General features: G+C 60.8%; 20 protein-coding genes and 1 pseudogene. 10 read left to right on the top strand and 11 right to left on the bottom strand.

What is annotated here, in order from left to right; translation table 11 throughout:
* Positions 1-106: 106 nt before the first annotated feature.
* From WA845_RS01470 to thrC, 4 genes are all read right to left on the bottom strand, one after another.
* Positions 107-3,022: a sensor domain-containing phosphodiesterase gene (locus tag WA845_RS01470; RefSeq protein ID WP_004440393.1), complete on the bottom strand. Its 2,916-nt coding sequence runs from the start codon at positions 3,020-3,022 to the stop codon at positions 107-109.
* The gene (locus tag WA845_RS01465; RefSeq protein ID WP_004440394.1) at positions 3,019-3,618 is read right to left on the bottom strand and encodes a GNAT family N-acetyltransferase; all 600 of its coding nucleotides are present in this window, start codon (positions 3,616-3,618) and stop codon (positions 3,019-3,021) included. The genes WA845_RS01470 and WA845_RS01465 overlap by 4 nt, the downstream gene beginning before the upstream one ends.
* 93 nt (positions 3,619-3,711) lie before the next feature.
* Positions 3,712-5,010 carry an insulinase family protein gene (locus WA845_RS01460; RefSeq protein ID WP_112553387.1) on the bottom strand — a complete coding sequence of 433 codons (1,299 nt, stop codon included), beginning with the start codon at positions 5,008-5,010 and terminating at the stop codon, positions 3,712-3,714.
* A gap of 21 nt (positions 5,011-5,031) precedes the next feature.
* On the bottom strand, positions 5,032-6,429 hold the full coding sequence (thrC, locus tag WA845_RS01455) for a threonine synthase (protein ID WP_112553389.1): 1,398 nt from the start codon (positions 6,427-6,429) through the stop codon (positions 5,032-5,034).
* Positions 6,430-6,693: 264 nt separating this feature from the next.
* Here thrC and WA845_RS01450 point away from each other — a divergent pair, with 264 nt between their 5' ends.
* On the top strand, positions 6,694-7,233 hold the full coding sequence (locus WA845_RS01450) for a hypothetical protein (protein ID WP_044458783.1): 540 nt from the start codon (positions 6,694-6,696) through the stop codon (positions 7,231-7,233).
* Between the two features lie 250 nt (positions 7,234-7,483).
* Here WA845_RS01450 and WA845_RS01445 read toward each other — a convergent pair.
* Positions 7,484-7,678, bottom strand: a pseudogene (locus tag WA845_RS01445) (BrnA antitoxin family protein); the annotation flags it as partial.
* Between the two features lie 10 nt (positions 7,679-7,688).
* Positions 7,689-8,378: an HAD family hydrolase gene (locus WA845_RS01440; protein WP_003520496.1), complete on the bottom strand. Its 690-nt coding sequence runs from the start codon at positions 8,376-8,378 to the stop codon at positions 7,689-7,691.
* Positions 8,379-8,592: 214 nt separating this feature from the next.
* On the opposite strand from WA845_RS01440, the gene WA845_RS01435 reads away from it, so the two are divergent.
* Entirely contained in the window at positions 8,593-9,273 is a 681-nt protein-coding gene (locus WA845_RS01435; RefSeq protein ID WP_112553391.1) for an FCD domain-containing protein, read from the top strand.
* A 40-nt stretch (positions 9,274-9,313) separates the two neighbouring features.
* On the top strand, positions 9,314-9,775 hold the full coding sequence (locus WA845_RS01430; protein WP_112553602.1) for a DUF1284 domain-containing protein: 462 nt from the start codon (positions 9,314-9,316) through the stop codon (positions 9,773-9,775).
* On the opposite strand, the gene WA845_RS01425 is transcribed toward WA845_RS01430, so the two are convergent.
* Positions 9,735-10,835, bottom strand: coding sequence for a hypothetical protein (locus WA845_RS01425; protein ID WP_112553393.1), 1,101 nt, complete (start codon positions 10,833-10,835; stop codon positions 9,735-9,737). The two genes, WA845_RS01430 and WA845_RS01425, sit on opposite strands and share 41 nt — an antisense overlap.
* A 236-nt stretch (positions 10,836-11,071) precedes the next feature.
* Between WA845_RS01425 and WA845_RS01420 the strand changes: the two genes are divergently transcribed.
* From WA845_RS01420 to WA845_RS01410, 3 genes are all read left to right on the top strand, one after another.
* Positions 11,072-12,217 (top strand): site-specific DNA-methyltransferase, encoded by a 1,146-nt coding sequence (locus tag WA845_RS01420; RefSeq protein WP_004440405.1) that lies wholly within the window; start codon positions 11,072-11,074, stop codon positions 12,215-12,217.
* 373 nt (positions 12,218-12,590) lie between these two features.
* Positions 12,591-12,842 carry a type II toxin-antitoxin system ParD family antitoxin gene (locus tag WA845_RS01415; protein WP_022555750.1) on the top strand — a complete coding sequence of 84 codons (252 nt, stop codon included), beginning with the start codon at positions 12,591-12,593 and terminating at the stop codon, positions 12,840-12,842.
* A 2-nt stretch (positions 12,843-12,844) separates the two neighbouring features.
* Positions 12,845-13,156 carry a type II toxin-antitoxin system RelE/ParE family toxin gene (locus WA845_RS01410; protein WP_337322154.1) on the top strand — a complete coding sequence of 104 codons (312 nt, stop codon included), beginning with the start codon at positions 12,845-12,847 and terminating at the stop codon, positions 13,154-13,156.
* Between the two features lie 9 nt (positions 13,157-13,165).
* Here the strand turns inward: WA845_RS01410 and WA845_RS01405 are convergent, their stop codons facing one another.
* Together WA845_RS01405 and mutY are read right to left on the bottom strand one after the other, a co-directional pair.
* Positions 13,166-13,777, bottom strand: coding sequence for an HAD family hydrolase (locus tag WA845_RS01405; protein ID WP_112553397.1), 612 nt, complete (start codon positions 13,775-13,777; stop codon positions 13,166-13,168).
* Positions 13,774-14,877: an A/G-specific adenine glycosylase gene (mutY, locus tag WA845_RS01400; RefSeq protein WP_112553399.1), complete on the bottom strand. Its 1,104-nt coding sequence runs from the start codon at positions 14,875-14,877 to the stop codon at positions 13,774-13,776. Before mutY ends, WA845_RS01405 begins: the two co-directional genes overlap by 4 nt.
* Positions 14,878-14,974: 97 nt before the next feature.
* Here mutY and WA845_RS01395 point away from each other — a divergent pair, with 97 nt between their 5' ends.
* The 3 genes from WA845_RS01395 (at position 14,975) to WA845_RS01385 (ending at position 19,862) form a co-directional block, all read left to right on the top strand.
* Positions 14,975-15,502, top strand: coding sequence for a DUF721 domain-containing protein (locus WA845_RS01395; RefSeq protein ID WP_006699987.1), 528 nt, complete (start codon positions 14,975-14,977; stop codon positions 15,500-15,502).
* Between the two features lie 128 nt (positions 15,503-15,630).
* Positions 15,631-16,311 (top strand): thioredoxin domain-containing protein, encoded by a 681-nt coding sequence (locus WA845_RS01390; protein ID WP_112553401.1) that lies wholly within the window; start codon positions 15,631-15,633, stop codon positions 16,309-16,311.
* An 83-nt stretch (positions 16,312-16,394) separates the two neighbouring features.
* On the top strand, positions 16,395-19,862 hold the full coding sequence (locus WA845_RS01385; RefSeq protein ID WP_337322153.1) for a chromosome segregation SMC family protein: 3,468 nt from the start codon (positions 16,395-16,397) through the stop codon (positions 19,860-19,862).
* Positions 19,863-20,351: 489 nt separating this feature from the next.
* Here the strand turns inward: WA845_RS01385 and WA845_RS01380 are convergent, their stop codons facing one another.
* Entirely contained in the window at positions 20,352-21,326 is a 975-nt protein-coding gene (locus tag WA845_RS01380) for a VOC family protein (RefSeq protein ID WP_112553405.1), read from the bottom strand.
* Positions 21,327-21,554: 228 nt separating this feature from the next.
* On the opposite strand from WA845_RS01380, the gene ppdK reads away from it, so the two are divergent.
* Entirely contained in the window at positions 21,555-24,281 is a 2,727-nt protein-coding gene (ppdK, locus tag WA845_RS01375; RefSeq protein ID WP_337322152.1) for a pyruvate, phosphate dikinase, read from the top strand.
* Here the strand turns inward: ppdK and WA845_RS01370 are convergent.
* A complete protein-coding gene (locus tag WA845_RS01370; protein ID WP_006699991.1) occupies positions 24,259-24,531 on the bottom strand; it encodes a hypothetical protein in 273 nt (90 codons plus the stop codon). The genes ppdK and WA845_RS01370 overlap by 23 nt on opposite strands.
* Positions 24,532-24,636 lie beyond the last annotated feature (105 nt).

Genomic DNA, 24,636 nt, shown 5'->3' with positions numbered 1-24,636 from the left:
GATCCGGTATGAGGCCTGCCCAAGTCCTTGGCTTGAAAGGACTTTTCCCGCCGCGCCGACGCGCGTCGGCTGACGGGGGTAGATACCTCGCGTTCCAATACTTCGCTTACGAAGCCCGCTTCGTCGGCTGGAACCGCTCCCGAAGAAGCTTTAGCGCCGCATCGCCGGAAACCGGCGTGCCAAACAGGAAGCTCTGGCCGAAATGGCAGTTCATGCGGGCCAGTTCGGCCGCATCCTCAGGCGTTTCGATGCCTTCCGCCACCACCTGCATGTCGAGCGCCCGCGCCATGGCAATGACGGAGCGCAGAAGCACGTTACGCTTGTCGCTGGTATTGGCCACCAGCGCCTTGTCGAGCTTGATCGTATCGAAGGGGAAACGGGTGAGATAGGCGAGCGATGAATAGCCCGTGCCGAAATCGTCCATGGCGAGGCTAAGGCCGGTTTCCTTGAGCTTGGAAAGCACAAGCCGCGCCTGTTCTGGATTTTCCATGACGACGGATTCCGTCAGTTCCAGCTTCAGCTGCTGCGGGTTGCAGCGCGTGCGGGTGAGCATGCCGCGAACGTCGTTATAGAGTTCGTTGTTCAGCAATTGGGCACTGGAAATATTGACGGAGATGAAGATCGGCATCTTGTCGATGGCATGTTGCCAGTCCATCAGGTCGGTCGCTGCCCGTTCCAGCGCGAACATGCCGAGCGGCTCGATCAGGCCGGAGGCTTCGGCAATCGGAATGAACTCACTTGGCGGGATATTGCCACGCTTCGGGTGCTCCCAACGCATCAGCGCCTCGAAACCGGCAAGTTCCCCATCATCGAGCTTGACGATCGGCTGATAGGCAAGTGACAGCTCCTTGCGCTCGATAGCGCGGCGAAGGTCACTTTCCATCTGCAGCCGGTCGGTGCCCGAGGTGCGGAAGGCGGGGCGGAAAGGCTCGACGCGATTGCCGCCGGCGCGCTTGGCGCGATACATGGCCAATTCCGCATCGCTGAGCAGACCTGCCGCACTTTCCTGTTGGTCGATCCACGAGACGAGGCCGATAGAAGCGGTGAGAATGATTTCGCGATTGGCGAAATTGATCGGCACCATGATCGCCTTGTTCACCGCATCGGCGAAATCCGCCACACGCTGCGGATCGCGCTCCGAGGTCAGGATCAGGCCGAATTCGTCGCCGCCGAGACGAGCCAGCGTGTCCTGCGGTTTGAGCAGGCGACGCAGGCGCCGGGTGAGGGCAATCAAAATATTGTCGCCTGCAGCAATGCCGAGCGTGTCATTGACCAGCTTGTAACGGTCGATATCGATCGCCATCACGGTTGGCCGCACGCCCTCGCTGTCCGGCGAGAGGTTGAGGATCGATTGCAGGCGGTCGAGGAAGACCTGCCGGTTCGGAAGCCCGGTCAGATTGTCGTTCATCGCGTCCTGCAGCAGCCGCTCGACCGAATTTCTCTGCTCTGTAATATCGGTGATGGTGCCGACGCAGCGGATGATTTCGCCGTTGGAGCCAAGAACGGGACGCGCACGGATTTGCAGCCAGTGGAAGTGGCCATCCTCGGCGCGGATACGGAATTCGTGGTTCAGCCGGCCCTTGCGATGGTCGAGCAGCACGTCGAGCGTCGCCTTGAACCGGTCGCGGTCATCAGGGTGCAGGCGCGGCAGCCAGTTGCGCGCGGCGCCATGCATGGTGCCGGGCTCCAGCCCCAGGCGGTTGGAAATATCTGGTGTGGTGACGATGCGATCACGCGTCACGTCCCAGTCCCAGACCGTATCGCCGCTGCCCGTCAGCGCCAGCGATTGCCGCTCCAGATCGGAGAACAACCCCTGCTGATAGGCGCTGCCGGCAAAGGCGTGCTGTATGACCGTGAAACCGATCAGCAAAACGATCAGCACCAGCCCGCCGCCAAGCGCAGGCTGCACGATGTCGTTGTCCAGCTGTCCCGTCACCGTCAACCAGCTGCCGAACAGCCAGACGAGGATCAAGGCCCAGGATGGGACGAGCAGGATCGCCCGGTCGTATTTGTTGAAACCGAGATAGATGATGAGCGCGATGCCCGCCGTCGCCGTCAGCGCGAAGGAAACACGCGCTATACCGGATGCGACGGAAGGGTCGTAGATCGCCACGCCAAACAGCAGCGCCAGCCCCACCACCCAGGCAAAGGTCGCATAACCCAGATGTGCGTGCCATCGGTTCAGGTTGAGATAGGTGAAGAGAAAGACGACGAAGCTGGAGGCGAGCGCCACTTCCGCGCCCGCCCTCCATATTCGCTGATCGCTTGAGGTGACGGTGATGAGCTTTTCGAGGAACCCGAAATCAACGCATATATAGGCAAGCACGGCCCAGGCAAGGGCGGCAGACGCGGGCAGGACCGAGGTTCCCTTGACCACGAAGAGAATGGTCAGGAGCACGGCAAGCAGGCCGGCAATGCCGAGCACGATGCCGCGATAGAGCGTGAAGGCGTTGATCGTATCCTTGTAGGCTTCCGGTTCCCACAGATAAAGCTGCGGCAGCTGCGGTGTGGAAAGCTCGGCGACGAAGGTGATGACGGAGCCGGGATTGAGCGTGATGCGGAAGACGTCGGCGTCCGGGCTTGGCTGCCTGTCGAGCGCAAAGCCTTCGCTGGGCGTTATCGCCATGATGCGTTGCGAGCCGAGATCCGGCCAGAACAGCTTGGAATTGACGAGACGGAAATGCGGCGCGACGATCACGCGCTCCAGCTGCTCTTCGGAGACATTGGCAAGCGCGAACACGGCCCAGTCGCCCTGGTGATCGTCGGAACTGGCACGCACCTCGATGCGCCGGCGGATGCCGTCAGGACCCGGCGCGGTGGAAACCTGAAAGGCTTCGCCCTGATTGGCATAGATATCCGTGGTGGCGGTGAGATCGAGCGCCGTGTCGTCACGGGAGATCTTGACCGGCTCGAAGGCGAAGGAATGGGAGGCAAAAAGCAGGAAAAGCAGAAAAAACGGCGCAGCCAGCGCGATTGCCGCCAGACGTTTCGTGAGGCAAGGCGCAGTGTGATTGTAGGTCATGTATCGTACTTCGTTCCGCCGGAGCTTTGCTTGTCGGCAAGAAGGGAAAACATCATATGATCCCGCCATTGGCCATTGATTTTCAGATATTCCCGCAAGAGACCTTCCCGCTGGAACCCGGCATTTTCGAGGAGCCGGATGCTTTTGAAGTTTTCCGGAATACAGGCTGCCTCGATACGGTGCAACTGAAGTCCGTTGAAGATGTAGGGTATTACCAATTTTAATGCGGCAGACATATGGCCTTGGGCGGCATGCCGTTCACCGATCCAGTATCCGATCATGCAGCTCTGCGCCGCCCCGCGGCGGATGTAGCCGATGGTGATGCCGCCGACCAGAAGCGTCTCTTTTTCGAACAGCAGGAAGGAAACGGCGGTGCCGGAAGAAAATTCCTGTCCGTTGCGCACCACGCGCATGCGGAAGGCGCCCTCCGTCAGTTCGTCCGGCCGCCAGGTCGGTTCCCACGGCTGTAGAAACTGCCGGCTCTCGGATCGCAGCACGTGCCACTGCTTGAAATCGCTGTAGCGCGGCAGTCTGAGAAGGTGATTGGCGCTGCGCAATTCGGGTGTGTCATTATGTCGGGAAAGAAAACGCAGCATTCACGATCCCTGTCAGGCAGATATCGCCATCCGCGAATGGGATGGCGAAAAAGATGAGCGGTCTTCACCTTCAAATCCCGCTCTCATATCGGTTTATCCGTTCGCCTTTATCCTTGCGGGCTGCTGCGCGGACAGCGTGGCCGTGATGTCGGAAAGAGGCGGCAGATGTTCGAGCGGGCCAATTGCAGACAATGTCGGAACTGTATCGAAAAACAGCCGTCCTGCAAGATCGGTCAGGCGCGTGCGGGTGATGTCGCCCAGCCGCTCCATCATCTCTTCATTCGGAATGGGTCGGCCGTAAAGCATCATCTGGCGGGCGATCTGGCCGGCGCGGGCAGCCGGGCTTTCCTGGCCCATCAGCAGTTGCGCGCGGATCTGCGCACGGGCCCGGTCGATTTCCTCCTGGTGGATGGTCTGCGAGGACTTGCGCAGCTCTTCCAGAATGACGGGAACCAGTTCAGGCAGGTCGTTGCCGCCGGTGGCCGCATGCACGCCGAAGATGCCGGTATCGGAAAAACCCCAGTGGAACGCATAGACGGAATAACACAGGCCGCGATATTCACGCACTTCCTGGAACAGGCGGGAAGACATGCCGCCGCCGAGAATATTGGCGAGAATCTGCGAACAATAGAAATCGCGGGCATGATAGGCCTTGCCCTCGAAGCCGAGAAGCACCTGTGCATCCATCAGGTCGCGGGTCTCTCGGATTTCTCCGCCGGTATAGACAGCCTTTTCAAGCACAGGTGTCGCCACGGGCAGCTGCGGCAGCGAGGCGAAACGCTCTTCAACCTGCTTGACGAAGCTCTCGTGATCGACCGCGCCGGCCGCAACGACGAAGATGCGGTCCGTCGTATAATTGCGGGCGAGATAATGCCTGATCTGGCCTGTCGTGAAGGATTGCACGGTCTCGGGCGTGCCCAGGATCGGCCGGCCGATCGTCTGGTCGCGATAGGCGACACCGGAGAAATTGTCGAAGATCACGTCGTCGGGCGTATCGGTGGCGGCACCGATCTCCTGCAGGATGACGTTCTTTTCGCGCTCCAACTCGTCTTCATCGAAGAGCGATTCCGTCAGGATGTCGGCAAGGATATCGACCGCGAGCGGAACGTGATCCTTGAGGACGCGGGCGTAGTAGGAGGTTGTTTCCGTCGACGTCGCGGCGTTGACTTCGCCGCCGACATTTTCGATCTCTTCGGCGATCTGACGGGCGGTGCGGCGCGCCGTGCCCTTGAACGCCATATGTTCGAGAAGATGGGCGATGCCATGTTCGGCAGTCGTCTCGTTGCGGGAGCCGGATTTGATCCACACCCCAAGAGCGACGCTTTCGAGATGTGGCATTCTTTCCGTGACAACGGTCAACCCGGACGAAAGCCGGGTCAAATTTACTCTCATACTCAACGTCTTTCCGCGTCTCTATTTGCCGGCGCGTGCATGTTTGCCGATGAAGCTTTCCACGGCTTTGAGCTCCGCATCCAGAATGTCGAAACGCTCCTCCCGGTTCATGATGTCAGCGAGCCATACTGGAAGCGCCGGGTCGATTGCGCAAGCGGATTTTACAGCCGCCGGGAATTTTGCCGGATGGGCGGTCGACAGAACCACCATTGGCGTTGTGGCCTTTTCGTGCTTTTCCGCCACGAAAACACCTGTTGCCGTGTGCGGGTCGATCAGGTAGCCGGTCTTTTCAAGCGTGTCGCGAATGGTCGCCGCCACCTGCTTTTCGGTGGCGCGTCCGGCGCGGAAATCCTTCTTGATGAACTTCAGCGCCTTTTCCGGAATTTCAAACGCGCCCGATTGCTTGAGGCCATCCATCGATGACTTTACGGCAGCGGGATCGCGGTCGTAGGCTTCGAACAGCAGTCGCTCGAAGTTGGACGAAATCTGGATATCCATCGAGGGCGAGGTGGTGGGCTTGACGCCGCGCATCTCGTAACGGCCGGTCTTCAGCGTGCGCGCCAGAATGTCGTTGTCATTGGTCGCGATGACCAGCTTGTCGATCGGCAGGCCCATCTTCTTGGCGACGTAACCGGCGAAAATATCGCCGAAATTGCCTGTCGGAACGGTGAAGGACACCTTGCGGTCGGGGCCGCCGAGCGACAGAGACGCGGTGAAATAATAGACCACCTGCGCCATGATGCGCGCCCAGTTGATGGAGTTGACGCCGGAAAGCTTCACGCCGTCGCGGAACTTCACGTCGTTGAACATCTCCTTCACCAGCGTCTGGCAATCGTCGAAATTGCCGTTGATCGCCAGCGCATGCACGTTGGAAGCGGTGGAGGTCGTCATCTGGCGCTGCTGCACCGGAGAGACCTTGCCGTTCGGGAAAAGGATGAAGATATCAGTACGCTCGCGCCCGGCAAAGGCGTCGATCGCCGCCCCGCCCGTATCGCCGGATGTGGCGCCGACAATGGTGGCGCGCTCGCCGCGTTCCGTCAGCGTATAGTCCATCAGACGGGCGAGGAGCTGCATCGCCACATCCTTGAAGGCGAGCGTGGTGCCGTGGAACAGCTCGAGCACGAAGGTGTTCGGACCGGTCTGTGTCAGCGGAACGACGGCCGGGTGGCGGAAGGTCGAATAGGCGTCGTCGATCATCGCCTTGAACTTGTCGGCCGGAATTTCGCCGCCGGTGAAACGGTAGAGAACCTCGAAGGCGACATCCTGGTAGGACTTGCCGCGCAGGTTGCGGATTTCCTTTTTCGACATGGACGGCCATTTGCGCGGCACGTAAAGCCCGCCGTCGCGGCCAAGGCCTGCCAGAAGCGCGTCGCAAAAACCAAGCGAAGGGGCCGCACCCCTGGTCGATACATATTCCACGAGATAGTCCCTTATCCGTTGCCGATGTGATCGGCGTCTTTTCCGCAGCGTCTCACCGAAATGAGGCGATTGGCGAGGTCATGAAGCGCTTTTTTGAAAATTCAAGCAAAACCGAACATGCCAATCGATTTTTTCCGGCGTCGCTGCTATAGACCATCGCCAACCTGGGTGAAAGGTCAATAAACAGCGTCTCCGGTTCTGTTCCGGGACAATGGAGAGGGAATTAGAAGAGTGTCAGGGAATTTCTTGCGTTTGTCCGCCGCGATGTCGCTTCTCGTCGTTGTTGCAGGATGCAATTCCTCCAACCCGTCGGACTCGCTTGCCGTCAACCCGCCGGCGGCGCAGGCCGCGCCAACGGCTGCCGTGGTTCAGGCCAATTGCCCGGCCGTGACGGTTCTCGACGCCAATGCCGTTCATCGCGTCTATGCCGGCGGCGCCAAGGACGATCCGCAGAAACTCGCCTATCAGGTCTCGCTGTCCGATACGACGCGCTCCTGCACCGCCAATGAATCGACGCTCACCGTCAACGTGCTGGCCCAGGGCCGCCTCGTTCCCGGCCCGATGGCCAAGCCCGGCCGCGTCACCGTGCCGATCCGGGTGACGGTGAAGGATGGCGACGGCGAGATTTTCGGTGAAACGACCAATTTCGCCATCGATGTTCCCGCAGGCGGGGCCGGCACGCAGTTCATCTTCAACAACGACCACGTCGCCATTCCCAACGGACCGGGCGGCGCGCCGAGGTCTGTCAGCGTTTATATCGGCTTTGCAGAGCAGGGCGCGAAGGCCAAGACGAAGCGCCGGTGATTTGACGGGCAAAATGTAAAAGCCGGAGGCTGCTCGGCAGGCTTCGGTGCTGATTGCGCGCAAAGGTCCGAATTCCGTCACCCCGGACTTGATCCGGGGTCCAGCGCGATCAAGTCATTGATCGCAAAAGACTCTTCTCACGGCGCAGACGCGCCGTGACTGGATGCCGGATCAAGTCCGGCATGACGGAGGAGAGGTCTACCACTTTCCATGCGTTTTAACCGGAGGGTTTTCCCACAGTCGTCGCCTTCTCCGCTGACGGGCGGCTACGGGAGTTTCGATACTCCTCCACAGCCTCAAAAAAAGCTGGCGGCAAAACGGCCCTAGCGGGACGCGCATTTGCCAGCTCTTCATCTGTCATTTCGGGAAAGTCGACAGCATCCCAATCCGCTTCGGTATAGCCTTGGCCGGGTACGAATTCCTTTTCCGTCTGGGATGCCACCACAGCTACCTCCTTAAAACGCGCCTTCCCACTCTGCCATTGCCGCAATCACGGCCGGCAGGTCCTGCATGCGGGAGATCACCGTTTCGGCGCCCGCATCTGTCAGCCGGTCGGCGTGGCTGGGATAGGTGTGGGACGCGCCGGTAAAGCCGATGACGCGCATGCCAGCGGCCCTTGCGCCATGGATGCCGTGCACGGAATCTTCGACCACGACCACGCGATCGGGAGAAACGCCAAATTGCGCTGCGCCGTGCAGGAAGATGTCGGGCTTCGGCTTCACGCGATCAGCGCCGAGATCCTTGGCGGAATAGATATGCGGCGCGAAATACGGCTTCAGGCCTACTTTCGTGAGCATCATATCGAGGCGGTGGCTCGAAGAGTTCGAGCAGATGCAGCGGGGCGTCGTCAGGCGGGACAGGGCGAACTTCACGCCCTCGATGATCTTCACGTCGCGTTCCAGCCGCATGTCGAGCAGTTTTTCTGATTTGTCGAGCAGCGAGGCTGAGAGCGGAATGCTGGCTTCGCTTTCCACCTGCAGGAGGATGTTCTTCCAGGTCATGCCGGCGAAACGCTCCCCCATTTCCTCGACCGAGATCGGATAACCGGCTTCGGTCAGAAGGCGGGATTCCACCTGTGCCGCGATGATTTCGGAATCGACCAGAACGCCGTCGCAGTCGAAAATAATGAGGTCGAAGCCGCTCATGGGCGCTCCCTGTATCGGATTTGGCTGGAAGAAAATGATGCCGGGCTTTTAGACCATGTCCGCGCCAAGCTCAACCGGCTCGCCAGCAAAGGACAGTCCCGTCAGGCTCATAGCTTGAAGGCCGCGGGCAAGGGTGCCGCGTGTCATAACAGTCTGCTCTGGCTTGCTGCAAAAACCTCTACACACGGTCGCGCCATATGCGCTATGGGATGTTATGCCCAAGACAGCAAAAAATTCGCCTGAAGATACCATTGCCGCCCGCATCAGCCGCACGCTTGCCGACCGCATCGTTCGCGGTGAGCTGTCGCCGGGCGAAAGGCTGCGGCAGGATCACATCGCCGCCGAATTCGGCGCCTCGCATGTGCCGGTGCGCGAGGCATTCCGCCGGCTGGAAGCGCAGGGGCTTGCCGCCAGCATTCCGCGCCGGGGTGTCAGGGTCGCGGATTTCGGTCTCGATGATGTGCGCGAGGTGGCGGAAATGCGTGCCGCTCTTGAGGTTCTGGCTTTGCGCCACGCCATTCCCAACATGACGTCAGCCATTCTCGATCATGCGGAGGCAGCCACGCTCGAAGGCGACAGCGCCGTTGATGTCGAGCATTGGGAGGAGGCCAATCGGCGCTTCCACCGCCTCATCACCGCGCCCTGCAACATGCCGCGCCTGATGGAAGCGATCGATGGCCTGCATGCGGCAAGCGCCCGTTTCCTGTTCTCCGCCTGGCGGGCCGGCTGGGAGCGCCGCACCGATACCGATCACCGGGCGATCATCGACGCGCTACGCGGCGGCCGCGCCGAAGAGGCGGTGCGCATCCTTGACGGGCATGTGCAATGGATCGGCCGCAAGGCGATCCGCACCTCGTCCGGCTCGGTGCGCGACGCCTTCGCCATTGTCGGATAGGCCCTTGACCGTCCGCCTCCGGCCCCACCACCTTCTCTGCATGCTCACCTATGTGGGCAAGGGATACACATCCGGCTTCGTCGAAAATTACGACCGTGTCGCCGACCGCCTGAATGCCGGGGAAGAGGATATCGAGCTGGTGGATGGCCCCGACGACATCTGCGAGGGCCTGTTGTGTGAAAGCCATGCCCACTGTTTCAACGAAGGGGTTGTGAAGCGGGATGAGACGGCCCGCGTTTCGGTGTCAGTGCTTTTGGGCGAGACGCTGGCTGCCGGCCAGCGGTTGCAGGCGACACCGGAGTTCCTTGCCAAGATGCGTCTGGCATTTGCAGCGGGAGATATCAGGCAGGCCTGTCGAGGCTGCCAGTGGAACAGGCTGTGCGACCGCATTGCCGCTTCAGGCTTTGCTGGCGTGAAAATCGGCGAACAGCCGGAGCCTCAAGCAGGGCTGCGGCCAAGGCCTACTCCGGCACACGCGTCTCGGTTCTCTCGGCAGCCTTAACCGTCGCCTTGATCTCCTTCGGATCGAGGCCCGACTTCTTGTCGTAACTTACCTTCACCGAATAATCGCCGGGATGAAGCGTTTCCTGATGCTGCGTGCCATAACGGCCGGAAATCTCCTTCTGCGTGCCCTGAAGGTCCCTGGTCGTTTCGACAATGTCGATCCGTTCCGCGCCGGGGGCGGTAATTGCGAGAACGCCCGCATCGAGATTGATGGTTATTTCCGTGCGTTTTCCGGCGGTCACGGTGAACGGCTGCTCCACTGTCACCTTGCCGAGGCGTGCGCGCATGACGAAATTACCGGCCGGCATTTCCATCATCTTGCCGGTGCCGTAAATGCCGTTGATGGTCTCCCGCGTGCCGTCAAGGGTTTCCTTGGCCGACATCGCTTCGAAGCGGATATCATCCGTTTCCACCGCCCTTCCGCCTTCCGCATACACCGCCTTGGCGATCACCACGCCGCTTGGAATGACAAGTTCGTGGCTGATCTTGTCGCCGGCCTTGATGGTGAGCTTCTCCTGCGCCCGCGCCGGGCCGACGCTGCCGGTGAGAAGCACTTCGCCCGCCGGCACGAAGACGGTATCCTGGCCATAGACGCTGTCTTTGAAATCATCCTTGGTGATTTCAGTTTTCGCCTGTGTCTCCACATCGCCGCCGGGGCTGCGTTTTGGCACGACAGTCAGTTCGGCCGCATCGAAATTTACCTTGGGCCTTGCAACGCTTCCGTCCTTCACCTCGAACGCTATTTCGCGGGTCACATTGCCCAGCGCCGCCACGCCCACATATCTGCCCGGTGGCAGCTTCGCCTCGAAGGTGGCGTCATAGGAACCGCCGGCATTCTCGTCGGTGCGCACGCCAGTGCGGTCGGCCTTGTAGAAATCCCAGCGCACCCTGTCACTGTTGCCGAGGGAGGGGCCGCCATCAAACAAAACCGCATCGGTGATGACGTTATATTGCGGGTTCGGTTGCTGGGCATGCGAGGGCGTTGCCAGCGCGACCGCGAAAAGTGCGGCCCAAACGACATTCATGGAAAAAGACGCCATTTTCATCACGGACCCCATTGCGGACTACCCCCTGCCATAATGGCTCTTCCTGCCGCGCGAATGAGCGGGCACAGGAGAACCCATTGCGCACAACGTTTTCGCCGGACTTCGGGTTCCCCGCCGGTCTCCGCAAATTGCGCCAGTGCGCCGCGGGAGCCATTTATTTCGCATTTTCCGTGACTTGTTCAGGCTTTGATAACCATCTTCGGTAACCATAAGCCTCAGTAGAGAGTAAGCGTATGGAGCGAGTACCAATGGCAGCAGTTTTTCCGCTGGCCGATTTTCGGCATGCCGGTTTTGATCGTGCAGGTGAGAGTGACGCCTGGAAAGACAGCATCATAAAGGGTGATTGCGTCGCTGCCTTGGATGCCCTCCCGAGCCAGTCGGTGGACGCGATTTTCGCCGATCCGCCGTATAACCTCCAGCTCGGCGGCACGCTGCACCGGCCCGATCAGTCGCTGGTTGACGCCGTCGACGACGAATGGGACCAGTTCGCCTCCTTCGAGGCCTATGATGCCTTCACCCGCGCCTGGCTGCTCGCCTGCCGCCGCGTGCTGAAGCCGAACGGCACCATCTGGGTCATCGGTTCCTATCACAATATCTTCCGCGTCGGCGCCACGCTCCAGAACCTCGATTTCTGGATCCTCAACGATATCGTCTGGCGCAAGACCAACCCCATGCCCAATTTCAAGGGCCGCCGGTTCCAGAACGCCCATGAAACCATGATCTGGGCGAGCCGCGATCCGAAGGCCAAGAACTATACCTTCAACTACGATGCGTTGAAGGCCTCCAATGACGACGTGCAGATGCGCTCCGACTGGCTGTTCCCTATCTGCAGCGGCCATGAGCGGCTGAAGGGTGAGGACGGCAAGAAGGTGCACCCCACCCAGAAGCCGGAAGCGCTGCTTGCCCGCATCATCATGGCTTCCACCAAACCGGGTGATGTCGTGCTCGACCCGTTCTTCGGCTCCGGCACCACGGGTGCGGTGGCAAAACGCCTCGGCCGCCACTTCGTCGGCATTGAGCGCGAGCAGGATTATATCGATGCCGCCGCCGCCCGCATCGCCGCCGTCGAACCGCTCGGCAAGGCGGAACTGACAGTCATGACCGGCAAGAAGGCCGAGCCGCGCGTCGCCTTCAACACCCTGCTGGAAAGCGGCCTCGTCCGTCCCGGCCAGGTGCTGACGGATGCAAAGCGCCGTTATAGCGCCATTATTCGTGCGGATGGTACGCTCGCATCCGCCGGAACCGCCGGCTCCATCCATCGCCTCGGCGCGAAGGTGCAGGGTCTCGACGCATGCAACGGATGGACGTTCTGGCACTTCGAAGACGGCGACGACCTGAAGCCGATCGATGATCTCCGAGCCATCATCCGCAGTGAACTGGCAAAGGCCGAATAGTCCAAGCCGGAAAGGCTTGAAGGCAACGATCCACCGCCCGCCCTTGTCCAGAATACGTCTCCGTCCGGTTTAGTACCTTCAGTCCCGGATGGAGAACGACCAACGCCCGGCACATCGTGTCGGGCGTTGGTATTTTCGAATATAAAATTTTAGATAGACAAGTTTCGCGCAAGAGACGACAACTACTGTCCTAATCAAAGCAGTGGTTGTGAAAATCCGGTCTGGACAACTCACAAAAACATTGCGTCCAATGCCGCTTGCGGCAGGACTGGCGCAGGCCGGAGACCGCCATTTCCGCCTGCGCCAATTTCTTTTCCCGATCTTTTTGACAAACCTTGCCAAAATCTGCACTCTGTCTTCATAGGAGATGAAGATGGTGACCATGAATATTTCGCTGCCCGGCCAGATGAAGGAATGGGTCGAAGCGCAGTCTAAAACGGGCCGTTACTCCAATGCCAGCGACTATGTGCGAGATCTCATCCGAAAGGACCAGGAGCGGAGCGAAAAGATCGCTGCCATGCAGGGCCTGGTGGACGAAGGATTGCAGGCTCCCTCCGGTCATCGTTGTGAAGATGCCTTGTTTGCTGAGGCCGAAGCCCGCTCCATGAAACGTAAAATTGGCTGATCATGGGATTTCGCCTTTCTCTGCCTGCGGAAGAAGACGCCATCCGCATAGCGCAAGAAGGCATCGACCTATTTGGACCTCAGCAAGCGCGAAAGTACCATCGCGAACTTTTCGCAATATTCGACTTGATATCACGGAATCCGAGGATCGCACGCGAGCGTAACGAGTTGTCGCCGTCGGTGCGCATTCATCCGTTCAGAGCACATCTGGTGGTCTATCGCGTTGAGGCGGACGACGACGTCCTCATCGTCCGCGTCCGCCATGGGCACGAGGACTGGGCAATGAGCCTTAATCCATGCCACGAGGTGACTTAAGGGCGGAACCTAAACCGCCACCCCAAATGCCTGCAGATCCTGCTTCAGCTTCTCCGCGCCGGTGAACTGCACCGCCTGCCAGCCGGCGGCCTTTGCGCCTTCGACATTGATCGCCGTATCATCGATGAACAGAGTTGCGGCGGGATTGAGCCCGAAATCGCGCGCATGAAGCTCATAAATCGCCACATCCGGTTTGATCAGCTTGATGTCACCGGAAACGGTGACGCCACGCGGCAGGGTGAGGAAGGGGAACATCTTCTGCGCCTCACGAAAAGTGTCGGAGGCGAAGTTGGTGAGCATCGTCACGTCGTGGCCGCTCTCGATAAGGCCTGTCATGATCGCGACGCTGTCGTCATAGGAATGCGAGACCATCTCGTGCCAGAACTTGCGGAAGGAGCGGATGTGCTCTTCCCGTTCCGGGAACTTCTCCACCAGCAAAGCTTCAGCATCCTCCCAGCGGCGGCCACGATCCTGCTCGAGGTTCCAGTGATGGGTGCAGACATTCTCGAAGAACCATTGGCGCTCATCGGCATCGGGAATGAGACGGCTATAGGGAATATGCGGATCGTAATGGATCAGCACCTTGCCGATGTCGAATACGATATGCTCAATCTTGGTCATCGAAATTTCCTGCTTTCATTGAATGCGGATGGAATAGCCTGCGCGATGACTTTTTTCATCACCGTTGGCAGCGCCTGCGCGTCAAGATTTGTAACCGGCTCCCACCATCCGTCATCCGGCCCGGTTTGGAGGCCGCCCGGAACCTGAGCGCGGTAGACGGTGAGCCTCAGCTCAAAATGGGTGAACACATGCACGATCACGCCCGTCGCCTGCCAGTCGGCGACGAAGGGCGCGTGACTTTGGTCCGTGCCGCCATCCAGGCGGGCAGTCCAAGCCGTTGTCGGCACCTCGGTCATGCCGCCGAGAAGGCCGCTGTCGATTCGCCGCCGCAGCAGGATTTCACCATCTGCATTGACGGCCACAAAGGCAGCCCCGAGCCGCACCGGTTTTGCCCTCTTCGCCGCCTTGACCGGAAAACGCTCCGGCTCGTCATGGGCAAGCGCAAGACAGTGGCCGTTGAAGGGACAGAGCGCGCAGGCCGGCCGTTTCGGCGTGCAGATCGTAGCACCCAGATCCATCATTGCCTGGGCAAAATCGCCGGGCCGGTCGGAAGGCGTAAGAGCGGCCACTTTCGCTTTCATCGCCGGCTTTGAGCCGGGCAGGGGCGCATCGATGGCGAAGAGACGTGAAATGACCCGTTCGACATTGCCGTCCATGACAGCCGCCTGCCGGTTAAAAGCGATGGCAGCGACGGCAGCCGAGGTATAATCACCGATGCCGGGCAGTTGCTTCAAACCCTCTTCCGTGTCCGGAAAGACGCCGCCATGCTCATTCGCCACGGCTTCCGCGCATTTCTTGAGATTGCGGGCGCGAGCGTAATAACCAAGGCCTGCCCAGGCCGCCATGACGTCCTCGACCGGCGCCGCAGCGAGATCCGTGACGCTCGGCCACGCGGCGAGGAACTTCAGGAAATAAGGTTTTACGGCCTGCACCGTCGTCTGCTGCAGCATCACTTCGGAGAGCCAGACATGATAGGGATCGGCGCGTTTTCCCTTCGCCGCCATGGCCGGGGAAGTGCGCCATGGCAATTCGCGATGGTGCCGGTCGTACCATGCGAGCAGCATCTGCGCATAAGACGACGAGGCGGTTTTTTGAAGCATGGTTTGCCGTTTCTGTTCGATTTGGCCTATAGTTGGGACATCCGTAGCGGGCGATCAAGAAAATGTGGATCGCCCTCACCAAAATCGCGAGTGAAACATGCGTTATCCCCAGAGTGGTGCCGGCAAGAAGAAAGGCGTCGTGCAGATCGCCGAAGTCGCCAATGGCATCATGGACCCGGTCCTGTCGAAACGCGCCGGCATCAACACGGCGCTGCTCGGCTCCTGGGACGAGATCGCCGGGGACGATTTTGCCGATTGCACCCGCCCGGAAAAGATCACCTGGCCGCGCCGCGACGAAGGCCCGGATCGTGGCGGATATCAGCCCGGCGTGCTGACGATCGCCTGCGAAGGCGCGCGCGCGCTATTTCTCACCCACGCGCAGGGCGAACTCATTGCTCGCATCAACGGCTTTTTCGGCTTCCCGGCCGTGCGCCAGATCAGGATTGTACAGAAGCCCGTCTCGCAAACCATCACCCGCCGGCGCAAACCGCAGCCCCTGCGCGGCGATGCGGCAAAACGTCTCGATGACATGATGGACGGCATTGAAAGCGAGGCGCTGCGCAAGGCGGTGGAGAGGCTGGGTACGGCGGTGTTGCAGAAGAAGCCGGGGCGCAGGACGATTTGATGCAAGGTGACGTCCTTGACTGGTCACAATTCTTTGACAAGAAGAGTTCAGAACCCCGCTTGTGATGAACAGGCCGTCGCTATATCGGAATCAACGGACAATAGAGTCTATTACCAACAGGTGCTTTCATGCATTTTCCCGAACTGACCATTTCCCGTCGCAGCCTTCTCGGCGGCGTTCCTCTTGCCGCCATCGCCACGGCCCTGCCGTTCGCTTTCACGCCCGGTATTGCCCAGGCGCAGGAATTGCCTGAATCCACCGGCGATGTGGATATGGCTGCGGTAATGAAGCCCGGCCCGCTGCCGGAAGCAGCGCTCGGCGATGCCAACGCACCCGTCAAGATCGTCGAATATATGTCGATGACCTGCCCGCACTGCGCCAACTTCCACAACAAGACCTTCGAAGAAATCAAGAAGAAGTATATCGATACCGGCAAGGTCTATTTCGTGCTCCGCGAATTCCCGTTCGATCCGCGCGCCGCTGCCGCCTTCATGCTGGCGCGCTGCGCACCGGAAGGTCAGTATTTCCCCTTCGTTTCCATGCTGTTCAAGCAGCAGCAGAGCTGGGCCGTTGCGCAGGATGCGCGCGCCGCCCTGCTGCAAATGTCGAAAATGGCCGGTTTCTCACAGGAGTCTTTCGAGGCCTGCTTGACGAACCAGAAACTTCTGGATGATGTGAACGCAACCATGCAACGCGGTGCGACGGAATTCGGCGTCAACTCCACGCCGACTTTCATCATCAACGGCAAGAAATACGCAGGAGACATGTCGGTTGAAACCATGTCGGCTGTCATCGACAAGCTGCTCTGATCACCGAAGCCTTAGAAAACGGGCGGCGGATATTTCCGCACGCCCGTTTTTTATTGCCGTTTTTCTGTCCGGAGCGGGGCGGCATGAAGTTTAACAAGCTCCGCCTCGTCGGTTTCAAGTCCTTCGTCGAGCCCTCGGAATTCATCATCGAACCGGGCCTCACCGGCGTTGTCGGCCCCAATGGCTGTGGCAAGTCCAATCTTGTCGAAGCACTGCGCTGGGTGATGGGTGAGAACTCCTACAAGAACATGCGCGCCTCCGGCATGGATGACGTCATCTTCTCCGGTTCCGGTAACCGCCCGGCGCGCAACACCGCCGAAGTTGGCCTTTATCTCGACAATTCCGACCGCACCGCGCCCGCCGCCTTCAACGATGCCGATGAAATTCAGGTGACGCGCCGCATCGAGCGCGAAAACGGCTCCGTCTACCGCATCAACGGCAAGGAAGCGCGTGCCAAGGATGTGCAGCTTCTTTTCGCCGATGCCTCCACCGGCGCACGCTCTCCTTCCATGGTGGGGCAGGGGCGCATCGGCGAACTCATCAACGCCAAGCCGCAGGCCCGCCGCCAGCTGCTGGAAGAGGCGGCCGGCATTTCCGGCCTGCATTCGCGCCGCCATGAGGCCGAGCTTCGCCTGCGCGCCGCCGAGACCAATCTGGAGCGGCTGGAGGATGTGACCGCCCAGCTGGAGAGCCAGATCGAAAGCCTGAAACGGCAGGCGCGCCAAGCCAACCGTTTCAAGATGCTCTCCGCCGATATCCGCGCCCGCGAGGCGACGCTGTTGCACATTCGCTGGGTAGAGGCGAAGGAAGCCGAGAGCGAGGCGGAGAGCGCGCTCAATCAGGCCACGAATATCGTCGCCGAAAAGGCGCAGGCCCAGATGGAAGCGGCAAAGCAGCAGGGCATCGCCAGCCTGAAGCTGCCGGAGCTGCGCGAGGACGAGGCGAAAGTCGCCGCTGCCCTGCAACGCCTGCAAATTGCCCGCACCCAGCTGGACGACGAGGCCAACCGCCTGCTCCGCCGTCGTGACGAGCTGGCGCGCCGTCTGTCGCAGCTTGGCGAGGATATTATCCGCGAGGAGCGGCTGGTCTCCGACAATGCCCAGATACTCGCGCGGCTCGATGAGGAAGAAGCCGAGCTCCTCGAAATCCTGTCCGATTCCGGCCGCCATGCCGATGAAATGCGCGAGGCCTTCGAAGCTGCGTCCGTCAAGCTGGCGGAAAGCGAAGCCATTTTCACCGCCATCACCGCCGAGCGCGCGCAAGCCGCCGCCGCCCGGCAGCAATTGGAGCGGGCGATCCGCGATCTTTCCGACCGCAAGCTGAGGCTCGAACGGCAATCGCAGGAAGCAACGGCCGAGATCGAGGCCATCGACGAAAAACTCTCCGGCCTTCCGGACCCCGCGGAACGGCGCGAAGCGGTTGAGGCAGCCGAGATTGCCGTGGAAGACGCGCTGATCGTCGTGGAAGAGGCCGAGACTGCCGTTGCTGAGGCGCGTTCCGCCGAAGCCATGGCGCGCGGGCCGCTGGAAACGGCGCGAAACCGCCTGAACGCGTTGGATACGGAAGCGCGTACCATCACCAAAATCCTCGCTTCAAGCGCCGCCGCGAATGGCAGCTTCACGCCGGTGGCGGAAGAAATGACGGTTGAGCGCGGTTATGAGGCGGCACTGGGCGCGGCGCTTGGCGACGATCTCGAAAGTCCGCTCGATGCCGCAGCACCTGCCTATTGGGCCGGTAATGGCGACGGTTCTGATGATCCTGCCTTACCGCAGGGCGCCAAACCGCTTCTGGATTATGCTCAGGCGCCGGATGCGCTTAGGCGTGCTCTCGCCCAGATCGGCGTCGTTGCAGACGTCACGGAGGCCCGGCGGCTGTTGCCGTCGCTGAAGGCCGGCCAGCGGCTGGTGACGCTCGAAGGCGCGCTGTTCCGCTGGGATGGCCATGTCGCCAGCGCTGATGCGCCGGGCGCTGCGGCACTTCGCCTGTCGCAGAAGAACCGCCTCGCCGAAATCGAAACCGAACTGGATGAAGCCCGCTCCATTCTGGAAGAGGCCGAAGACCAGCTTGCCGCGAAAACCGAGGAGATCAGAAGCAGCGAATTGCGGCTTTCGGACGTGCGAGACCGGAGCCGGCTTGCGACCCGTCAGCTTGCCGAGGCACGCGAGGCGCTGACATCGGCCGAACGGGCCTCGGGCGATCTTTTGCGCCGCCGGGATATCGTCTCCGAAGCACTGAACCAGATCGGCGCGCAGATCGACGAGATCGCCGTTCAGGAAGAAAATGCCCATATCGAGATGGAAGATGCGCCTGATCTTTCCGTGCTTGATCTGAAGCTGCGTGAAAGCCAGCTGGAAGTCGCGACCGATCGCGGCCTGTTGGCGGAAGCACGCGCCCGCCATGAAGGCGTGAGCCGCGAGGCGGAAAGCCGCCAGCGCAGAATTCAGGCAATCGGGCAGGAGCGTTCCACCTGGCAATCGCGGGCGGCAAGTGCCGCCGACCATATCGCCACGCTGCGCGAACGTGAGGAAGAGGCGCGCGAGGAAATCGCCGAGCTGGACATTGCGCCCGAGGAATTTGACGAAAAACGCCGCAACCTCCTCAACGAATTGCAGAAGACCGAAGACGCCCGCCGCGCGGCCGCCGACCGGCTGGCCGAGGCGGAAAACCTGCAACGCGCCGCCGACCGGCTGGCGGCAACGGCGCTTTCCGAACTCGCCGAAGCCCGCGAAAAGCGCGGCCGTGCCGAAGAGCGGCTGGTTTCCGCCCGCGAGAAACGGCAGGAGGCGGAACATCGCATCCGTGAGACGCTGAGTACCGAGCCGCATATGGCGTTTCGCCTGACCGGCCTTGGCCCGGACCAGCCAAAGCCCGATATCCGTGATGTCGAGCGCGATCTGGACCGGCTGAAGATCGAGCGCGAAAGGCTTGGCGCCGTCAATCTGCGCGCCGAGGAGGAGCAGGCCGAGCTTTCCGCCAAGCTTGAGGCGCTTATCAAGGAGCGGGACGATATCATCGACGCCGTGCGCAAGCTGCGTGCCGGTATCCAGAACCTCAACCGCGAGGGCCGCGAACGGCTGATTGCCGCCTTCGATGTGGTCAATTCGCAGTTCCAGCGGCTGTTCACCCATCTCTTCGGCGGGGGCACGGCGGAATTGCAACTGATCGAATCCGACGACCCGCTGGAAGCCGGTCTCGAAATCCTCGCCCGCCCACCGGGCAAGAAGCCGCAGACCATGACATTGCTTTCCGGCGGCGAGCAGGCGCTGACGGCCATGGCGCTGATATTCGCCGTCTTCCTCACCAATCCCGCGCCGATCTGCGTGCTGGACGAGGTGGACGCGCCGCTCGACGACCACAATGTCGAGCGCTACTGCAACCTGATGGATGAAATGGTGGCCTCCACCGAAACCCGCTTCGTCATCATCACTCACAATCCCATCACCATGGCGCGCATGAACCGCCTCTTTGGAGTCACCATGGCGGAGCAGGGCGTGTCGCAACTGGTGTCTGTTGATTTGCAGACCGCCGAACAGTTGCGCGAAGCCGTCTGAGGCGACATTTCCGGGATTCAATTTCTGGTTTTGCTCAATGTCAATTTATCTTGCCATATCACCCATTCGGGTGAGCGACATTGCGCGGCAGTTTGCTATGTCTTTCGCAAGAGCCAAAGGGTTCTCCTGAGACCCCACCATCCGGTTTCCTGTACCGGATGGAATGCCTTGCGAGGCCGCTGCCGTGGCCTCGCAAGGCTTTCTTTTCCGGGTTCATAGGGTTGCGCGGCGGTTTGCATTGGCAATTGTGTCAGGGGAGTAAGCCTCTTTCCGTCATACCGGCCTTGAGCCGGTATCCAGCCAGCCCAAGTCCTTGGGCTGAAAGGACTCTTCCCGTCGCGCGAGAGCCGCGTCGACTGGATTCCGGCTCAAGGCCGGAATGACGGAGAGAGGCGACGCAGCCAATCACTGTAAACACTGGCATGCTGCAACTGCCAATCGCGCAGTGTGCGAGTTTCTCGGCCCATGATGCATGGAGGCCACCATCACTCACCCCGGCGCAAGCCGCAACCTTGTGCCCCAGGGGTCGATCGCTTCCACGACATTATTCTCCATCTCCACCAGCACATAACCCGCGGCCCGTAGCCGTGTTTTCTGCGCCTCGAGATCGGTGGGGTTGCGAACGGTGATTGAGAACCAGTCGAGGCCGGTTTCCATGGCGTTGCGTTCCTTTGCGCCACGGCTGTTCCAGGTATTCACCGCCAGATGGTGGTGATAGCCACCGGAAGAGAGAAAAGACGCGTCGGAACGCGCATCCTGTGTCGGTTTGAGCCCGACGGCCTCTTCGTAGAAGGCGCGGGCAGCGGCGATGTCGCCAACTCGCAGGTGGATGTGGCCAATGCGCATTCCCGCGGGGGCGACGTCATAATCACTGTTTTTGGTATCGGTCAGCTTTACGAGATCATCGACATCGAGAGGCTCGGTGCCCATTTTAACCACGTTGCCGCTCCACACCCATGTGTCCGTGGGACGATCGCTGTAGACCTCGATGCCGTTACCTTCGGGATCGTTGAGATAGATCGCCTCGCTGACATTGTGATCGGCAAAACCCGTCAGAGGCACCTGCTTCAGCGCCGCATGCACCAGCCAGCGCGCCAGATCCTTGCGGGAGGGCATCAGATAGGCGACGTGGAACAGGCCGGCAGAGGTGGGGCTCTCGAAATCCGCTGCCGGCTTGTGATCGAGATCGAGCAGCGGCACGGTCCCGACACCCAGCGTCACGCCCCTTGCCGTGCGTTCCACTTCGTTCATACCCAGCACCGAACGGTAATAATCGATCATCGGATCGAGTTCGCGCACGCGCAGCGCCGCCTTGCCGATATGCATCGGCGTCGTCAGCGCAAAGGGCAGGGTGGGATCGGCGGCGGCGGAAGCTCCGCCCTCGGCTCTAAGCGCACCGGCAAGGGCGGTGGCGGCGCAGGAAATTCCGGCAAATTTAAGCGTGTGGCGGCGGGTAAATTGCATGAATAATCTCTTTGTCGGCGATTTGAATGGCTTAGGTAACACTCCGTTTCAGCGCACTACACGAATGCGTCAATGCTGCTGTTATGTCCTGTTTAAGGCAATTCTGGCACGCAATTCGCCGCAATTATGCTGCACTGCGATGTAAACTAAGCGTTGCGGCGTTCCCAACGTGCCGCCAATGCTGTAGATGATAGAAAAATGACAACGCTTCTGGGTGGAGAGCGTGGAATGAAAAAATGGGTTTATACCTTCGGCAACGGTGCTGCCGAAGGCCGGGCAGGTGACGTTGCGATATTGGGCGGCAAGGGTGCAAACCTTGCCGAAATGGCAAGTCTCGGCCTTCCCGTTCCCCCCGGCCTCACCATCATTACCGACGCCTGCGCGCTTTATCACAAGAACGGCCGCGATCTCCCGGATGACCTGAAGCTTCAGGTCATGGCCGGCCTGCATGGTATGGAAATCGTGACCGGCAAGACCTTCGGCGGCAGCCAGTCGCCACTGCTCATCTCCGTCCGTTCCGGCGCGCGCGCCTCCATGCCCGGCATGATGGATACGGTGTTGAACCTTGGTCTCAACGACCGCACCGTCGAGGCATTAGGCCACGATGCGGGCGACGCGCGTTTTGCCTGGGACAGCTATCGCCGCTTCATCCAGATGTATGCTGATGTCGTCATGGGTCTCGACCATGAAATGTTCGAGGAAATCCTCGAAGATGAAAAAGGCCGGCTTGGCCATGAATACGATACGGACATGTCGGCGGTCGAATGGCAGCACGTCGTTTCGCTCTACAAGAAACTGATCGAAGATGAGCTCGGCGAAGCCTTCCCGCAGGATTGTCACGTCCAGCTTTGGGGCGCAATTGGCGCCGTGTTCGCCAGCTGGACCAACCACCGTGCCGTGACCTATCGGCACCTGCACAATATTCCCGGCGACTGGGGCACGGCCGTCAACGTTCAGGCCATGGTCTTCGGCAATCTCGGCTCGTCCTCGGCAACCGGCGTCGCCTTTACCCGCAACCCCTCGACAGGCGAGGCGGAGCTTTACGGTGAATTCCTCGTCAATGCGCAAGGCGAAGACGTGGTGGCGGGCATCCGCACGCCGCAATCCATCACCGAGGCCGCACGCTTGGCCTCCGGCTCCGACAAGCCATCCATGGAAAAGCTGATGCCGGAAGCCTTTTCCGAATTCCTGGCGATCTGCAAGCGGCTGGAAACCCACTACCGCGACATGCAGGATCTTGAATTCACCATCGAGCGCGGCAAGCTCTGGATGCTGCAGACCCGCTCCGGCAAGCGCACCACCCGTGCCGCCATGAAGATTGCGGGCGATATGGTGGAGGAAGGGCTGATTTCGCAGGACGAAGCCGTCTGCCGCATCGAGCCGTCGTCGCTCGACCAGCTGCTGCATCCCACCATCGATCCCGGCACATCCCGTCCCATCATCGGCTCCGGCCTGCCCGCCTCTCCAGGGGCGGCAACGGGTGAGATCGTCTTTACCGCGGAAGAGGCGGTCGCCGCCGAAGCCGAGGGGCGTCGCGTCATTCTGGTACGCATCGAAACCAGCCCGGAAGATATTCACGGCATGCATGCCGCCGAAGGCATTCTGACGACGCGCGGCGGCATGACCAGCCACGCCGCCGTGGTGGCGCGCGGCATGGGCATTCCCTGTGTCACCGGCGCCGGCTCCATGCGGGTCGATATGCGCAACAGGGTGCTGATCGGCGTCGGCTGCATGCTGAAGCGCGGGGATGTCATTACCATTGACGGCTCCTCCGGCCGGGTGCTGAAAGGCGAAGTGCCGATGACGCAGCCGGAACTCTCGGGCGATTTCGGCAAGCTGATGGAATGGGCGGACAAGCTGCGCCGGATGACCGTGCGCACCAATGCGGACACGCCCGCCGACGCCCGCGCCGCGCGCGCCTTTGGCGCTGAGGGCATTGGCCTCTGCCGTACCGAACACATGTTCTTCGAGGGCGACCGCATCCATGTCATGCGCGAGATGATCCTGGCCGAAAGCGAAAAGGGCAGGCGGGCGGCGCTCGATGAGCTTCTGCCGATGCAGCGCTCGGATTTCACCGAACTTTTCCAGATCATGCACGGCCTGCCGGTGACGATCCGCCTGCTCGACCCGCCACTGCACGAATTTCTGCCGAAGACGGATGGTGAAATCGTCGAGGTTGCCGCCGCCATGGGCATGCCGCAGACGGTGTTCCGCCAGCGGCTTGATGCGCTGCACGAGTTCAACCCCATGCTCGGCCATCGTGGCTGCCGTCTCGCCATCTCCTACCCGGAAATCGCCGAAATGCAGGCCCGCGCCATTTTCGAAGCGGCCGTTGCGGCGGCGCGTATTACCGGCGCGCCCGTCGTGCCTGAGATCATGGTGCCGCTGGTTGGCCTGCGTTCGGAACTGGATTACGTGACTGCGGTCATCGATGGCGTCGCCGCGGCGGTGGCGAAAGAAACCGGCATGGAGATCGAATATCTCACGGGAACCATGATCGAGCTGCCGCGTGCGGCCCTGCGCGCCCATGTCATTGCCGAAGCGGCCGAATTCTTCTCCTTCGGCACCAACGATTTGACGCAGACGACCTTCGGCATTTCCCGCGACGATGCGGCGCGCTTCATCAATACCTATCAGCGTAAGGGCATCATCGAACGCGACCCGTTCATTTCGCTCGATTTCGATGGCGTGGGGGAATTGATCCGCATCGCCGCCGAACGCGGCCGCCAGACGCGGCCAGAACTGAAGCTCGGTATCTGCGGCGAACATGGCGGAGACCCGGCCTCGATCCATTTCTGCGAAAATGCCGATCTTGATTACGTCTCGTGCTCGCCTTTTCGCGTGCCCATCGCCCGCCTTGCCGCGGCGCAGGCGACGCTTGCCGCGCGGGCGGAAGAAGGGCAGGTCGCAAGCAATGTCGCCTTTATCCCCGTCAGGGGTTCTGTTGGACGATGATGCGCCGCTCCACCACCACGGGACGGTAGAACATGTCGCGGTTCATCTGCGCCTGCCAGGCACGGTTGTCCGCACGGCGGTCCATTTCCAGATCGAGAAGGCAACCGGCCATCGGGTCAGTGCCGGGGCGGAAACCGTAACCCCGGCATGTCGCCTCATCCCGAGCCCGGCGCTCTTCCGGTGTCAGCGTCTGGCATGCGGTGAGCGCCAGCATGGCGGCAAGCGCACCGGAGACGATGGAAAAGCGCATTTTGTTTCTCCCTTAACATGACAGCCGTATGGCACTTTTATTGCGCGATTGATACGCCTGTTTTGATACGGGGAAAAGCCGCGTTGGGGCGGAAAGTTGCGTTTG

The sequence above is a fragment of the Agrobacterium sp. CMT1 genome (assembly GCF_037203725.1).
GTDB classification, from domain to species: Bacteria; Pseudomonadota; Alphaproteobacteria; order Rhizobiales; family Rhizobiaceae; genus Agrobacterium; species Agrobacterium pusense.
Note: the sequence above shows the minus strand (reverse complement) of the source record. Positions and strands in the feature narration are given on the sequence as shown.

Coding starts and splice junctions, on each gene's coding strand:
- WA845_RS01430 (WP_112553602.1), top strand. CDS start 9,314: ATGCTCACCTATGTGGGCAAGGGATACACATCCGGCTTCGTCGAAAAT.
- WA845_RS01410 (WP_337322154.1), top strand. CDS start 12,845: ATGGGATTTCGCCTTTCTCTGCCTGCGGAAGAAGACGCCATCCGCATA.
- WA845_RS01390 (WP_112553401.1), top strand. CDS start 15,631: ATGCATTTTCCCGAACTGACCATTTCCCGTCGCAGCCTTCTCGGCGGC.
- WA845_RS01370 (WP_006699991.1), bottom strand. CDS start 24,531: ATGCGCTTTTCCATCGTCTCCGGTGCGCTTGCCGCCATGCTGGCGCTC.
- WA845_RS01385 (WP_337322153.1), top strand. CDS start 16,395: ATGAAGTTTAACAAGCTCCGCCTCGTCGGTTTCAAGTCCTTCGTCGAG.
- WA845_RS01450 (WP_044458783.1), top strand. CDS start 6,694: ATGTCGCTTCTCGTCGTTGTTGCAGGATGCAATTCCTCCAACCCGTCG.
- mutY (WP_112553399.1), bottom strand. CDS start 14,877: ATGCTTCAAAAAACCGCCTCGTCGTCTTATGCGCAGATGCTGCTCGCA.
- WA845_RS01440 (WP_003520496.1), bottom strand. CDS start 8,378: ATGAGCGGCTTCGACCTCATTATTTTCGACTGCGACGGCGTTCTGGTC.
- WA845_RS01470 (WP_004440393.1), bottom strand. CDS start 3,022: ATGACCTACAATCACACTGCGCCTTGCCTCACGAAACGTCTGGCGGCA.
- WA845_RS01425 (WP_112553393.1), bottom strand. CDS start 10,835: ATGGGGTCCGTGATGAAAATGGCGTCTTTTTCCATGAATGTCGTTTGG.
- WA845_RS01395 (WP_006699987.1), top strand. CDS start 14,975: ATGCGTTATCCCCAGAGTGGTGCCGGCAAGAAGAAAGGCGTCGTGCAG.
- WA845_RS01465 (WP_004440394.1), bottom strand. CDS start 3,618: ATGCTGCGTTTTCTTTCCCGACATAATGACACACCCGAATTGCGCAGC.
- WA845_RS01460 (WP_112553387.1), bottom strand. CDS start 5,010: ATGAGAGTAAATTTGACCCGGCTTTCGTCCGGGTTGACCGTTGTCACG.
- WA845_RS01435 (WP_112553391.1), top strand. CDS start 8,593: ATGCCCAAGACAGCAAAAAATTCGCCTGAAGATACCATTGCCGCCCGC.
- WA845_RS01415 (WP_022555750.1), top strand. CDS start 12,591: ATGGTGACCATGAATATTTCGCTGCCCGGCCAGATGAAGGAATGGGTC.
- ppdK (WP_337322152.1), top strand. CDS start 21,555: ATGAAAAAATGGGTTTATACCTTCGGCAACGGTGCTGCCGAAGGCCGG.
- WA845_RS01380 (WP_112553405.1), bottom strand. CDS start 21,326: ATGCAATTTACCCGCCGCCACACGCTTAAATTTGCCGGAATTTCCTGC.
- WA845_RS01420 (WP_004440405.1), top strand. CDS start 11,072: ATGGCAGCAGTTTTTCCGCTGGCCGATTTTCGGCATGCCGGTTTTGAT.
- WA845_RS01405 (WP_112553397.1), bottom strand. CDS start 13,777: ATGACCAAGATTGAGCATATCGTATTCGACATCGGCAAGGTGCTGATC.